This is a genomic window from Paenibacillus senegalimassiliensis, from assembly GCF_001486585.1.
GTDB lineage: Bacteria > Bacillota > Bacilli > Paenibacillales > Paenibacillaceae > Fontibacillus > Fontibacillus senegalimassiliensis.
This window is the reverse complement of record NZ_LN909043.1, coordinates 43,076-56,918: the sequence shown is the minus strand read 5'-3', so window position 1 is coordinate 56,918 and position 13,843 is coordinate 43,076. Positions and strand designations below refer to the sequence as shown.

Below are 13,843 nucleotides of genomic sequence, written 5' to 3'. Positions count from 1 at the left end.
CTCCTTAGAATAAATTCATGCTTAAGTAGCGTTCTCCCGTATCCGGCGCAATACATAATACCCGCCGCCCCGGTCCGAGACGACGGGCCTCCTGCAATGCAGCCCAGACAGAGGCACCGCCGGAGGGACCGATCAGAATGCCTTCCTGTGCGGCCAACTGCCGAATGGTCTCCAGGGCAGCTTCATCGGCGACCTGGACGATCTCATCATAGACTTCCGTGTTGAGAATCGCCGGGATGAATCCCGGGCTCGTCCCCACCAGCTTATGCGGTCCCGGTTCGCCGCCGGACAATACCGGCGAGCCTTGCGGCTCCACGACAATGACGCGAACTTCGGGCAGTTGCTCTTTGAGCGCTTCGCCAGTTCCCGTAATCGTGCCCCCTGTACCGGAGGTCGCCACAAAAGCATCTAGCCGCCCTTCCATTTGCTCCAGAATTTCCAGCGCCGTTGTGGTGCGGTGAATATCCGGGTTAGCCGGATTCTCGAACTGCTGGGGGATGAAGCTGCCGGGAATCTCCCGGCTTAGCTCCAGCGCCTTCTCAATGCTGCCGGGCATCCGCTCCGCTGCCGGGGTCAACACAACCTCGGCTCCGTACGCCTTGATCAGGTTGATTCTCTCCTGTGTTGCATTGTCGGGCATGACCATAATGGCCCGATACCCCTTGGCGGCAGCGTTCATCGCCAGGCCAATGCCCGTATTGCCGCTCGTTGGCTCGATGATCGTCGCGCCCGGCTGCAAATGGCCCTGCCGCTCTGCTTCTGCGATCAAATTGTAAGCGGCCCGATCCTTAACGCTGCCGCTAGGGTTAAAATATGCCAGCTTCACGTAGACCTCGGCATCGTCCGGTCCGGTCAAGCGATGAATGCGCACCGCCGGGGTATCGCCGATTAATTCGGTAATACTTTGGACGACCTTGACCCGCGAAGCTCCTTTTACAGCCCCTGTACCTTGCTTCTCCTGTGTAAGCTTGCTCATGACAGCACCTTTCCTTCCGTATAGCGGTTGACCGGATAAGGAATACCCAAGTTACCCCGTAGTGTATCAGATTCATACTCCTTACGGAACAAGCCGCGCTCCTGCAAAATCGGCACGACCTTCTCTACAAATCGGCGCTGATTGTAATGGGTACCTTTTAGAATAAATCCATCAACCGCTTCCCCGGTAAAATACGTCTCGAATTTGTCGGCAATATACTCGGCCGTTCCCACGAAATCCCCCTTCGGGTTAGCCGCCTCCAGCGCTAACTGGCGCAAGGTCAGCTTCTGCTCCCTCGCGATACGCAAGTAATATTCAGCCGTCGACTTGAAGCTGTCCTTGCCGACATCACCCAGATCAGGTAGTGGCTCATCCAGCGGGAACTGCGAGAAATCGAAGAAGCTGAAGTAACGGCTCAAATATTTCACCGCAAAATCAATGTCGATATAATCCAGAGACTTCTGGTACAACGCATCCGCTTCCTCCTGCGTGTCGCCGACGATGGGCTCAATGGCCGGGAAAATCAGCAACTCCGACGAGGAGCGGCCATAGGAAGCGGCACGACGCTTCCAGTCTCTATAATGGTTCTGCGCTTCCTCTAGGTCTCCCGTACTCGTCCATGTGGAGAATACGGCATCAGCATGCTTGGCCGCTAGTTCCTTGCCCGTCTCGGAAGCTCCGGCCTGGAAGACGATGGGCCGTCCCTGCGGGGAACGCTCCATATTCAGCGGCCCTTGGACGGAGAAGAATTCTCCTCGATGATTTAGCGTATGCATCTTGTTCAAATCGACGTAAACGTCGCGCTCCCGGTCACGGACAAAGGCATCATCCTCCCAAGAATCCCACAATCCCTTGACCACCTCAATATATTCATGGGCAATTCGGTAGCGTAGTGCATGATCATGAATCTTGTCATGACCATGATTGCGGGCGACTCCCTCCAGCGCGGAGGTAACGGCGTTCCACCCGGCCCGGCCACGGCTGATTACATCCAGCGACGCCAATTGTCGTGCGGTTGTGAACGGCTCGCTGTAGGAGGTAGTGAATGTGCCTACCAGACCCAAGTGCGTGGTCACGGACGAAATGGCGGCGAGCGCCGTCATTGGCTCCAATCGGCTCAAGAAGGGCCACGTTGAATCTTCGCTAATAAATGCCGAGTCGGCAATGAACCCGAAATCAAATTTGCCCGCTTCACCAATGCGCGCCGATTCGATATAAGCAGCAATATTGGCGGCGCCATCGGCCCGGACGTCCGGGTCCTTCCAGTGTCCGCCTCCTCCTTGAAGAAAAATACCTAATTTCAACTGACGCTCTGCCATGCCCAATCTCCTCCTTTTTCTGACTATATAATACAAATTGATGCTTAAGGGTATAGCTTTCTTGTTATAGGGAAAACCTCCCGTTAAATTGCTCATATCCGCCAAAATTGGGGATTTATATGGAATTTCTCATGCTAATTATTATGAAATGGTCGATTCTGGGGAAAAGCCCAAAATTAACATGAGGATTTCCCGCTATTTATGATATTTAGTAAAATACAGGCGAATTAGCGGGAGGATTTCCCGTTAAAGCGCGTTAGAGGTATATTGGTTTTTGTTTTGATCCTTCTTTGATTCAACTTATAGTAAGCAGCAAATCGCTGCCCCTTGTGTTTCACATAAACTCTGTCCAGTCTTAGCAGCCTCAGTTAACCCAACAAATCCGGTTGCTCCTTAACAATGCTTTGGTACATCGGCTGGAAGCTCAGCCAGCCGGATGCAGGTGTGGTGCGGGCAGCGATACCGCGCGCCACCTCGGCGTCCAGCGGCTGCGGGGTACCTGAGGCTTCTGCGAGAATCTGTACCTGGCAGTTTTTCTCCAGGGAAACGAACCAGTAAGCCATTTCATCGACACTATGACCCACTGTCACAATGCCATGATTCTTGAGAATCAATCCCCGGTTATCCGTACCGAGCGCCTTGACCAGGTTCTCCCCTTCACCGCCCGCATGGCTGTCATAAATATCATGCTTCTCAAAGAAAACAGCCGATTCGTTCGTAATCGGGTCCAGCAGCCTGCCATAAGTGGACCAGATACGGCCATATACCGAATGAGTGTGTCCTGCCGCTACGATATCCGGGCGTAGCTTGAGTAGCTTGGGATGCAGCAGCATCGCTCCTGGATGCACAAAGCCCTCCCCGTAAGCAATATCTCCATCATAGTTAAGCAGCAGCAGGTCGCTGGCCTTGATCAAGGCGAAGCTTACGCCAAACGGGTTCACCCAGAAGTGATCTGTAAGAATCGGATCGCGGGCAACCAGATGGCCCATCACTCCTTCATCGAAGCCCAGCTTCGAGAAGATCCGGAAGGCTGCGGCGAGGCGCTCCTTCCGATGCTGCCGCTCCTCCTCCAGCGTTGCAAACACAGGCGGTTGCGGGCGTGGACGTTGTTTGGGCTGAGTAGTCATATTTGAATTCCTCCTTGGTTGGCGGATCATAAAATAAAGTTTAACGGGCAATCCAGGCTTCTACATCAAAATCTCCGGCCGCTACGCCTTCCTTCACCAAAAAGTCCTTGGATACGGTGATCAGGCGAACTCCTTCATCCGTAATGGCAGTCTCGGAAATATCCTCAATCGGATACAGCTCGGGAACCACATCGACCGGAGCCCCCGTCAGTTCTGCCAGCCAGGCGTAATACTCGTCCGGTTTGGCTTTCAGGTCCGCAATGGCCTTCTCTCTGGCTTCATTCCAAATTCGGGGGAATTCAGGGAACTTCTCCAGGTAGCTCTCCGTCACCACATCCGCTGAGGCAAAAGCCAAATTCGGATCACTGGCGCTATCATGAATGGCCGTAAAGCCTTCTTGCAAAATTTGATGCACCACCAGCAGATACGGCACCGTCGCAACCGCATCGACCTCGCCTCGCTTCAAGGCAGCCAGCGAGTCTCCCGTAGAGTTAATGTTAATGACTTCCGCGTTGACTCCGGCCTCACTGAGGATGGTTAACAAATAACGATGCATCGCTGAGCCTTTGACCACAGCCGCCTTCTTGCCCTCCAGATCCTGCAGCGACTTGGCCCCATTCTCGGGGGCAACAAGAATGCTGCGGCCGTTCACCGTGCGGAGCGTAATCAGCCTGGTTTTGGCCCCGGCTGCCTTCGCGTTGATTGCAGGGGCATCTCCGGATAAGCCCACATCCAGGCGACCACTAATTAGCGATTCATTCAGATCGGGGCCAGTCAGAAATCCGGTAATGTTGACCTCTTCAATGCCATGCTCCTTGAGATGCTCTTGAATGATGCCTGTATGGAAGCCCCAGCCTTCTGCATCGGCTGGCAGCTTGGTAGCTCCGCCCACGTAACCAAAGTTCAAGACGGTAGGGGTATCGCCACCGCTCGCTCCCTCTTTGTTCCCCTCGCCTCCCGGAGAAGCGGCGCCCGCACCGCAACCTTGCAACAACAGGGCAAGTGCAGCGACTAGAGCCAAATGGAACCCGTATTTCTTTATTTTCATGATCGTTCCTCCTTATTGGTTCTGATTCTTGTTGTTCATCCTAATCCTCTCACCTGTTAACTAACCCTTGAAGCTGTCCTGCCAGGTTAACAGGCGACGCTCCAGCCAGCGCACGAAGGAGTCCACCAGCTTGCCAATGAGCGCAAAGATCAGAATACCGGCAAAGATAATATCCGTGCGGTTATTGGATTGGCCAAAGGTAATCAAATAACCAATGCCTTCCTGGGAACCGATGATTTCAGCTACGACCAGGCCCAACCATGAGCTGGCTAACGATAAACGCAGGCCTAGCAGCAGATTGGGAACCGTGGCTGGAAGAATCAATCGCGTTACTTGCCGAATGCGACTGAATTCCAGCACCCGGGAGACCTCGACAAGCTTGGGATCGACATGACGGATACCAGCATAAGCGTTCATATAAAGTGGGAAAAAAGCAATGTTGGCAATAATTACGATTTTTGATATCTCACCAAAGCCGAACCAGAGAATAAAGAGCGGGGCGAGCGCGAGATTAGGCGTCAGCCGCAGTAGTTGCAAGGACGGATCAACATACTCTTCCGTCCGCTTAGAGAATCCAACCAGAAGGCCCAACACTAGACCAAGCCCGCCCCCAATCAGGAAGCCAATTGCTGCACGCCATAAGCTGATGCCCAAATGCCCGAAGATCTGACCTGTAAATACAAGCTCGACGAGGGTGCTCGCAATGACCAGCGGCGATGGCATGAACAAATCATCGATGATCTGTCGATCGGATAACACTTGCCAGACAGCAAGGATAGCAATCGGCAACGCTGCACCCAGAGCAATCTCCCCCAAGGACAGCTTCCGCTTCGAGCTTGGCCTGCGTCCGTGCAGATCCTTGCTGCGTCTCGGCCATTTCAGTGCATTTACCAGCCTGCTCATTCCGGTTCCTCCTTTCTATGGGATCGATGACACTAGTCGCTCCCTTGCTATCGTTGATCATTTATTAGCTTCGCCTGGCTTAGTCCTTCCAGCGAAGGAAATAACGTTCTATACGCCGAATCAGCCAATCGCTCAACACGCCGATTAGCGTGAAGGTGAATATACCCACGAAGACAACCGGTGTTTTGCTCATCGCCCGGGCATCCATCATCAGATAGCCGATGCCTGAGGAAGCACCCATCATTTCCGCGACCACCAGACTAAGCCAAGCTATCGCCACCGACATCCGAATACCAAGGAAGAGATTAGGCAGCGAGGCTGGAAGCATGAGCTGAATGACCTGACGGAGCCTGCTGAATTCCAGCACCCGGGTTACCTCGAACAGCTTGTTGTCCACACCCCGCAAACCGAGGAAGACATTAATATAAAGCGGGAAGAATGCCCCCTTGGCGATTAGCAGCACCTTCGATGTCTCACCTATACCGAACCAAAGTACGAACAAGGAGGTCACCGCCAGATGGGGGACCATGCGCAGCATTTGCACCGCCGGGTCCATCGTTCGTTCCACCCAGCGGAACAACCCCACAACGATTCCGAGCAGCAAGCCTGCGCCACCGCCCAGCAAGAATCCGAGTAACGCACGTTGCAAGCTGATCTCCAGGTTGCTCCACCATGCCCCCGACTGCACCAGGGAGATAAAGGTCTCGGCAATGCGGGAGGGGGCCGGGAATAGCAAATAAGAGATATATTCGTGAGCACTCAGATATTCCCACACCGCCAGAAGCAACACAGGAAGGACCAGACCCCTGAGCGTTCTGAGGTATCCGCCATGCCGGCCAATCCCTGTCTTTAACCGCTTCTGCCTGCTTGCTTTTGCCACATTGTACTTCGCGGTTGCCGCCTCTTGAAACCGCATATTCGACCATCACCCCTCTTTTATCTATTACTCCTACAAGGATACTAGGAATTATTTTCGTTTATTTAAACATATAAATCTGTATAATGTAAACTATAATTTTTTTATATTTGCATAAATGAAATTTATACTATTAAAATGTGAGGCGATGGCCTGTGCGGATTGAACAACTGCAATATGTGGTGGAGATCGCTCAAACGGGGTCTATTTCATTGGCGGCGGAGAAGCTCCATTCCTCCCAGCCGAATATCAGCTATGCTCTGAATACGCTGGAGGAAGAACTAGGCGTGCAGATATTTCATCGCAAACGCGGGGGAACCGAGCCCACAGAGATCGGGAAGACGCTTATTGCCCAGGCTCAGGACATCCTGGAGCGATTGGATAAGCTGAAGCTGACCGCAAGGAACCAATCCGCACTCATCTATGAACAAATCCGGATCGGGGCGGTTCCTGGAGCATGCAACAGCTTCCTGCCGAAGCTGTTGTCTCGATATAAGGACAAATATCCCAACGTGAATCTGGAGCTTATTGAAGCGAATTCCGATGAAATTGAGGAAGATGTGATTCAAGGGAAGCTGAATTTGGGATTGGTAGGATTACTGGGAGAGCATGAGTTTAAGCATTTGGAGGCGGAGCAATTTCTGTCTTGCCAACTGGTGGCTTGCGTGGGACCGGAATCTCCCTTGGCGGGCAACAGCCAGCTTTCGTTGGCCGACATCGTTCAGTACCCGCTGGTGAACATTTCCGATAACATCAAGATGGAATTGATGAAGCATGGTACGCCCAAGGAAATTTTTCATTCGACGCGAACGGAAGCTACCAAGCATATCATCTCGGAGAGCATGGCTACCAGCTTCTACCTTGATATTTCCTTGGTCAAGGACCCTTATGTGCTGATGGGGCGAATATTACCCATTCCCATCAAGGAGAAGGTCGAGGTCAAATTGTATTGGATTCGCTCCAAGCAGAGTACATCCATAGCGACAGAGGCCTTTATTCAGGAACTCATGCTGAACATGCGCTACCTGTATAAATAAAGGCCTCCGGGCAACATTCATTATTCAGTTTAAATACCAGCGCCGGCCTCGCCCGGTCTGAATTCATCGATTTGCTCGAACTCGCGAAGCACGGCGTAACGGAATTCCTGGAACGCTGTGCTTGCTTTTTTGCGTGGGAACGGTAAATCCACTTTGATAACCTTCTGTATTTCCCCGGGACGGGGCTTAAGAATGACGATTCGGTCAGCAAGAAATACAGCCTCATCGATATCATGAGTAACGAAGATCATCGTCGTCTTGTTCGCTTGCCAGATGTCCAGCAGGACATCCTGCATATGAGCCCGCGTGAAGGCATCGAGCGCTCCAAACGGCTCATCCAGCAGCAAGATACGCGGATTGCGTAACAGCGCCCGGGCAATCGCTACCCGCTGGGCCATCCCTCCGGACAACTCCTTCGGGAATGACTTCTCGAACCCCTGTAGGCGAACCAGTTCGATAAGTTCCCCTACCTTGCGTCGCACCTCGGCGTTGCCTAGGGAGAGGTCGGAGGCAATATTCTTCTCCACCGTTAACCAGGGAAACAACCGGGGCTCTTGAAATATAAACCCCTTGTCGATGCCCGGCGCCTTGATCGGTTCCCCGGCCAATTGGACTTGGCCGTCATACTTCGTATCCAAGCCTGCAATAATACGCAGCAGGGTACTCTTGCCGCAGCCGCTTGGACCAATCACTGTAATGAATTCGCCTTCTTCCACCTTCAGATGTAGATTATGCAGCGCATGAACTACGCCTTGATTGCTAACGAACTTCTTCTCCAGACCGGAAATGTCAAGCCATGTCTCGCTCAATGGATTCCCTCCCCTTCTTGTTCTCAGATTAAATTATTCCTATTTGTTTAATAGGAATAATACCCAAACCCCTTGGACCTGTCAACAACCTACAGAGCTCCCCTAGCCAAATACAGCACCCGCCGGGAATCTCCCGGTGGATGCTGTATGGCTGATCTTACTTATCATCACTTTATTTAACGAGCCGTGTAATCAGTGTATGCCTTCAATATTTCATCAAGCTGGAGTCGTGAGGTATCTGGCACCAAATAGTTCGCTTCATGCAGAAATGTCGGTGCTCCAACCCCTACCGAGAACATCTCCGCCTGATTGATTGCCTCGATACCCGCCTCGGAGTCCTCTACGCCGATGCAAGCGGCGTAAGGAACGCCCAGGACATCGGCAGCATTGAGGAAAGTCTCTGGATGTGGCTTGCCAAAGGCAATGCGTCCAGGGTCCACAATATACTCGAATGCCTTGGTAAGTCCCAGCTTCTCCAAGACAAAGGTTGCGTTGCGGCTGGCTGATCCCAAGGCGATCCGCAGCCCCCTTGCCTGAATCTCCTCAAGCAACTCCGTGATACCGGGCAGGATGTCGCTGGGACGAATGGCTTCAATTAATTCACGGTAATGGTTATTTTTCCGAGTTGCCCACTGCTCCTTCTCCGCATCCGACAGACTTATCGGACGGGGGCTGGCCGACAAAATTCGTTCTAAAGATTCAAGTCGGCTGACTCCCTTAAGCTGCTCGTTCAGTTCCCTGTCTACCGGGATGCCTAGCTCTTCCCCAACTTCCTTCCAGGCCAAATAATGAAACTCGGCGGTATCCGTAATGACTCCATCCAGGTCGAAGATAAAAGCTTGCGGCTGCATGTTGGTTACCTCCCTCTTCCTTGCTCAAGCCATTTCCGGCTTAGCTCCACCCAGCTTCCCAGACTCAGGGCATTTACTTGATCCTCCGGCTTGACGGTGGCATCACCCAGTGACATCCCATGAGGTCCCTTCTCGAACAGATGCAATTCACAAGGCACTTGATATTCATGGAGCTTGCTGGCAAGTCCAAGCAGATCGGTTGGCAGAATCACCGTATCCTCATAGGTTCCCCAGATAAAGGTGCGCGGTGTGTCCCCGCTTACGAGGGGGAGAAGATTAAGCGACTGCTCTTCTTCTGCGGTGAGATTCTCCTTGCCCATCAGAATTTCCCGAATATTCGGACCACGGAAATCCGGCATCAGCCCCTTATCCATCAACTCAATGAGGAAGGCCGGCGTCTCTGTAGAACGTGGCTCCAAGGTGACCGCAGGATAACCCAAAATCAACTGATTGGGCTTGATCTGTTCTGAAGTCAGCCCAATCTCATCTGTGATGATTGCATTACGGTAGTGAACCCCCAGGCTCAGGGCCAAATTGCCCCCGGCGGAGAAGCCGGCCACGGTAATATCATTTGTATCGACCCGCCATTCACCAGCCTGTGCCCGAATGATAGACATCGCTTGAGCCAACTCGCGTAGGGCGGTTGGGAACGGATTGTCAATTTTCACGGAATAGGTCAAGACAAAGGCATGATAGCCCATTCTGGCGAAGGCCAGTGCCACCGGCTCGCCTTCATTTTGAGAGATAAAGGCATAACCTCCCCCAGGGCAGATTAGAATAGCCGGACGAACCAGGCCCTTCCGGTCATACTCCCCGTCCTCTTGCACGTAAGTCGTCAAGGTTGCCGAAGAATGTTCGAACAGTTTTATCGTTTCATGAATCACATGAGTTCCTTCTTTCTATAATCGGGTATCCCATTTTCCGCAGAATGGATCTACAGGACTCTTGCCCTTGAATGCCGATTGCCCCGTCAGCTTACGAACCAGCAGAGGCAAGGTGTAGTCATTAACCCCATACGTGTTGATGAAGGTCTTAACCCGCGGTACATCCAGTAGGTGGTAAGGATTTTCTGTCGAAATAAAGATCGTCGGAATAGATTGCATATAAATCGGCACGTTCACTCCCATCGGATTGATCCATTCGATGCGCACGGCCGTTTGATTCGATTTGGTCGCCAGATTGCACAGGTAGAGGATCAAATCGTAACGATCCTGCATGTCTCGGGACGAGCCTTGAAGTCCTTCGTAAACGCCGCTGGGCTCGAAGCGTGTAACTTCAAAACCCTCCGCCTCCAATAATGGAATGAAGGAAGCGGCCAATCCGCTCGATTTGTTGTAGCCCAGAGCATTCGCTTCACTCTCGATATCATAGAGCAGGACCCGCTTGAAGCGCCCGCTGGTAATAGGCAATACGCCCTGCTCCTCCTTCACGAGTGTGATGGAGCGGTCAGCCACCTGCTCCGCAATATTCAGATGATGCTCCTGTCTGAGTATATTCTCCGCCGTGTCCGGAGAGGGGATATTGCTGGATTTATGCAGAGCCAGCGAGGCCTTCAACCCGAGAATCCGCAGAACTGCTTCATCCAGCCTTTGGGCTGACAGCAGACCCTGCTCGAATCCCTGCTTCATAAAGGCCACGTCCTCGTCCAGATTTTTGGTGAACAGGAACATGTCGCATCCATTCTCAATTGAACGTGGAACCAATTCATGCCTTGGCATCGGAATATTCATCCCCGCCATCGTGGTGGCATCGGTCAAGATCAAGCCATTGAAGCCTAGCTGTTCGCGAAGCAACCCGAGGAGTAGCTCTTTGGCCAGCGAGGCGGGCAAAATATCCTCGTCCTTCAGCGACGGATCAAGCTTCTTGGAGTATTCAGGCAACGCGATATGCCCGATCATAACCGTCTTCGCTCCCTCATCGATTAAATGACGGTAGATACTTCCAAAGCTGCGGTCCCATTCATCTGTGGTCAATGTATTGACGGAGGTGACAAGATGCTGGTCCCGTTCGTCTACACCATCCCCGGGAAAATGCTTGATCGAGGTCGCCATACCCTGTTCCTGCGCTCCCTGTACATAGGCAGCGCCCATGGCTTTTACCCGCTCCGGATCACTCCCGAAGGTTCGGGTATTGGTAATCGGATTGCGGAAGTTATAATCCACGTCAACCACAGGGGCAAACGCATAATTGGCGCCAACGCTCTTGCCCTCCAGGGCACAAATCTTGCCCAACTCATAAGCCATCTCGGGATCGTCGGTAGCGGCAATCGTCATATTGGAGCCAATCTTTGTCCCATCCTTGGTAATGCCCTGGCCCCCGGCTTCCAAATTGGCAGCAATCAGCAGCGGAATTCTGGCGGCAGATTGCAAGGTAGAGACGGTGGCCATCACACTCTCCTTGTCCATCGACCGGCACATCAGTCCTCCTATGCCCAAGTCTCCTGCCAGCCTTGTCAGGAAGGGCTCATCCTGCTTGTACCCTACCATGAAGAACAACTGCCCGATCTTCTCATCGGTTGTCAGTCCCTCAAAGGTAGAAGTCACCCACTGCAAATCCTCTTCCTCTAAATTGAACGGCTTTTGCCGTAGCAAATGAATGTCCATCCGCTTATCTCTCTCCTCTCCAGATGCTCGCTTTTCTCTATGCGCTCGCTTTTCTCCCTGTCTTGATCCGGCTAAGATAGGAACGGATGCGCTCCTGATTGGTGGTATAAGCCATAAAGACTACAATGAACACCCCGATGACCACGGTTTGCAAGGAACTGTTAATGCCCATGACCACCATCCCGTAGGATAAGGAATTCATCCCCAGCGCCCCTGCAAAAATGCCCAACGGCAAATTCGTAAATTGCGCAAGGTACAGCCCCATCAATACGGGAGCCATGGAAGAGAACATCAAGGCGGTGGAGCTAAGATTACCGGCTGGTGATACCAGTACAGTGGAGGCGTTAATAACGGCAGAGATGCCAAGGAGCGCCCCTACGACCAGGTAGGTCAGCAAAATATTCTTCTTCTCCTTCACGCCCATGTTGACCGCAAGTCTCGGATTGGCCGACAACGATCTTGTATCATAGCCAAATTTGGTGTGACCCAGGAGGTAATAGAACAACACCATGACTACGGCCAACAGGATATAAATCCAGGGCGACCTTGCGAAGATCGTCAGGTTAGCATGCATAAATAGCTGGGTACCTGAACCTCCATAGACGACGCCGGATATCGCCTCATACATCATCACCACGCCAAGCGAGACAATGATCGTAGGCACCCGAATCCAGACATACAGGAGCCCTTCAAACAAACTCAGCACAATGGCAACCGCGATAGTAATGATGAGCAGCATGACGGGGCCGAGCCCCAGATCAATCGTTATATTGCTCCCAATGATGCCGGCGAGCATGATGATGATCCCTGGTGCAAAGTCCCATCTTCCGCCGGATAAAGGCAACGCAATGGCATAAGCCGTAATCGTCGTCAGCACGCTGCCCCGTACAATCCGGTCGAAGGCTCCGAAGGATACGTACCCTGTTTTGCTCATGAGAAGCGTTATAACCAGAAAGCTGAGATACACAGCAATTGGAAACATGAAGGTCTTTAGCAGGTTAACTGCATATTTCAACATTGAGGCTTGCATAGTTTCACTCCATTGTCCGCTTGCCTGTCAAACTTCTTTCCCAAAGCAAGCATGGTTTAATTTCTGGCCGCCTTAATCTCGGCAAGTGTACGATTCGTCAGCTCCTGCAACGATTCCCATGTGGCTGCATCGTTATACGTTAGCATAACGCTCTTCAATTCCTCTGCCGTCACAGGACCTTGGGATTGATCTTCCGGAATAACGTAAGTTTTGAAATCTTGTACCTCTTCAATGGAAGTCATCGTGACATAGCTGATATAGCCATTGGCCTTCCAATCCGAATACGTTTTGCCATTCAGCCGATCATAGAGCTGGGCGAAGGAGTTCGCGACAAGCTGACCATAGTTGTTTGTTCCGGCCATCAGCACCTTGCCGCTGGCAAAGCCATCTTCCGCGCTATCGTTATAACCAAGCGCCAGCAGTGGAATATCTGGCTTCGTGCTGTTGAGAATGGCTGGATACACATAATCCATACCGGAACCCAAGCCTACAATGGCATCCACCTCGGGATGATCGGAGATCACCTTGGTCACGGCATCGGCCGCATTTTCCGGAGCGAAGGAATGGAATTCTGTCGGATACACGGTCACTTCTCCTTGCGTATCCAGTTCATTCATCTTATCCGTGAAGCCCTTGATAATAGCCGGAGCATCAACAAAGGCAAACTCCAGGAATGACGTCATCCCAATATGCTTCGCCCCAGATGCATAAGCTTGTTCCGCATATTTGGCTCCCAGTTCCTCAGGATTCTCGCCAAATTGCTTGATTCCACCTACAAAATAGTCACTCGTTACATTCTCGTCCACTTCACCCAGTGCGACCGCATAATAGACACCGGCTTCTTCCGTCAGGCTGACGCTTTGCTCCAGTGCGGTATCATAACCACTAATGATGGCATCCACGCCGGAGGCCAGCAGGTTCTCCAGACCGCTGATATGTCCTTCTTCACTAGGTCCTACCGTAGCAAAGTTGAATTTCACATTGAAATTCTTCTCCAGATACGAGCAATAAGCTTTAATTTGTTGTCCTTGAATATCGGTATAATTGTAGAGCATGACTCCTATGGTATAGTTGTCTTTCGCCTTGCCGCCTTCATTGCCGTTTGCACTGTTGCCGTTCCCGCCACAACCGGACAGAACTACACTGAACAGAAGCATCAACGCTACCAAAGAGAAGATCCACTGTTTTCTTTTCATTTGAATGTACCCCTTTTCTGATCTATTA

The 13,843-nt window shown here is 52.0% G+C and carries 13 protein-coding genes; 1 reads left to right on the top strand and 12 read right to left on the bottom strand.

Features of this window, described 5'->3' with window-relative positions; genetic code table 11:
* Positions 1 to 4: 4 nt before the first annotated feature.
* From cysK to BN3279_RS04025, 6 genes are all read right to left on the bottom strand, one after another.
* The gene (gene cysK, locus BN3279_RS04050; RefSeq protein ID WP_059049365.1) at positions 5 to 976 is read right to left on the bottom strand and encodes a cysteine synthase A; all 972 of its coding nucleotides are present in this window, start codon (positions 974 to 976) and stop codon (positions 5 to 7) included.
* The gene (locus BN3279_RS04045; protein WP_059049364.1) at positions 973 to 2,295 is read right to left on the bottom strand and encodes an LLM class flavin-dependent oxidoreductase; all 1,323 of its coding nucleotides are present in this window, start codon (positions 2,293 to 2,295) and stop codon (positions 973 to 975) included. The genes cysK and BN3279_RS04045 overlap by 4 nt, the downstream gene beginning before the upstream one ends.
* A gap of 368 nt (positions 2,296 to 2,663) precedes the next feature.
* Entirely contained in the window at positions 2,664 to 3,452 is a 789-nt protein-coding gene (locus tag BN3279_RS04040) for a class II aldolase/adducin family protein (protein WP_082672952.1), read from the bottom strand.
* Positions 3,453 to 3,462: 10 nt separating this feature from the next.
* Positions 3,463 to 4,470: an ABC transporter substrate-binding protein gene (locus tag BN3279_RS04035; protein ID WP_059049362.1), complete on the bottom strand. Its 1,008-nt coding sequence runs from the start codon at positions 4,468 to 4,470 to the stop codon at positions 3,463 to 3,465.
* Between the two features lie 60 nt (positions 4,471 to 4,530).
* Positions 4,531 to 5,373, bottom strand: coding sequence for an ABC transporter permease (locus BN3279_RS04030; RefSeq protein WP_059049361.1), 843 nt, complete (start codon positions 5,371 to 5,373; stop codon positions 4,531 to 4,533).
* 79 nt (positions 5,374 to 5,452) lie between these two features.
* On the bottom strand, positions 5,453 to 6,289 hold the full coding sequence (locus BN3279_RS04025; RefSeq protein WP_059049360.1) for an ABC transporter permease: 837 nt from the start codon (positions 6,287 to 6,289) through the stop codon (positions 5,453 to 5,455).
* Positions 6,290 to 6,444: 155 nt separating this feature from the next.
* On the opposite strand from BN3279_RS04025, the gene BN3279_RS04020 reads away from it, so the two are divergent.
* Complete coding sequence (locus BN3279_RS04020) at positions 6,445 to 7,326, top strand: LysR family transcriptional regulator (protein ID WP_059049359.1); 882 nt, start codon at positions 6,445 to 6,447, stop codon at positions 7,324 to 7,326.
* A gap of 29 nt (positions 7,327 to 7,355) precedes the next feature.
* On the opposite strand, the gene BN3279_RS04015 is transcribed toward BN3279_RS04020, so the two are convergent.
* The 6 genes from BN3279_RS04015 to BN3279_RS03990 all read right to left on the bottom strand — a co-directional run bounded on the left by BN3279_RS04015 (position 7,356) and on the right by BN3279_RS03990 (position 13,815).
* Positions 7,356 to 8,135, bottom strand: coding sequence for an ABC transporter ATP-binding protein (locus tag BN3279_RS04015; protein WP_059049358.1), 780 nt, complete (start codon positions 8,133 to 8,135; stop codon positions 7,356 to 7,358).
* A gap of 176 nt (positions 8,136 to 8,311) precedes the next feature.
* On the bottom strand, positions 8,312 to 8,986 hold the full coding sequence (gene pgmB / locus BN3279_RS04010; protein ID WP_059049357.1) for a beta-phosphoglucomutase: 675 nt from the start codon (positions 8,984 to 8,986) through the stop codon (positions 8,312 to 8,314).
* Positions 8,987 to 8,991: 5 nt separating this feature from the next.
* Positions 8,992 to 9,870 (bottom strand): alpha/beta hydrolase, encoded by an 879-nt coding sequence (locus BN3279_RS04005; RefSeq protein WP_059049356.1) that lies wholly within the window; start codon positions 9,868 to 9,870, stop codon positions 8,992 to 8,994.
* A gap of 15 nt (positions 9,871 to 9,885) precedes the next feature.
* Positions 9,886 to 11,589 carry a glycoside hydrolase family 3 protein gene (locus BN3279_RS04000; RefSeq protein ID WP_059049355.1) on the bottom strand — a complete coding sequence of 568 codons (1,704 nt, stop codon included), beginning with the start codon at positions 11,587 to 11,589 and terminating at the stop codon, positions 9,886 to 9,888.
* A gap of 37 nt (positions 11,590 to 11,626) precedes the next feature.
* Positions 11,627 to 12,607, bottom strand: a complete 981-nt coding sequence (locus BN3279_RS03995) for an ABC transporter permease (RefSeq protein WP_187377735.1) — start codon at positions 12,605 to 12,607, stop codon at positions 11,627 to 11,629.
* A gap of 68 nt (positions 12,608 to 12,675) precedes the next feature.
* Positions 12,676 to 13,815 carry a sugar ABC transporter substrate-binding protein gene (locus tag BN3279_RS03990; protein ID WP_059049353.1) on the bottom strand — a complete coding sequence of 380 codons (1,140 nt, stop codon included), beginning with the start codon at positions 13,813 to 13,815 and terminating at the stop codon, positions 12,676 to 12,678.
* Between the last annotated feature and the right edge of the window lie 28 nt (positions 13,816 to 13,843).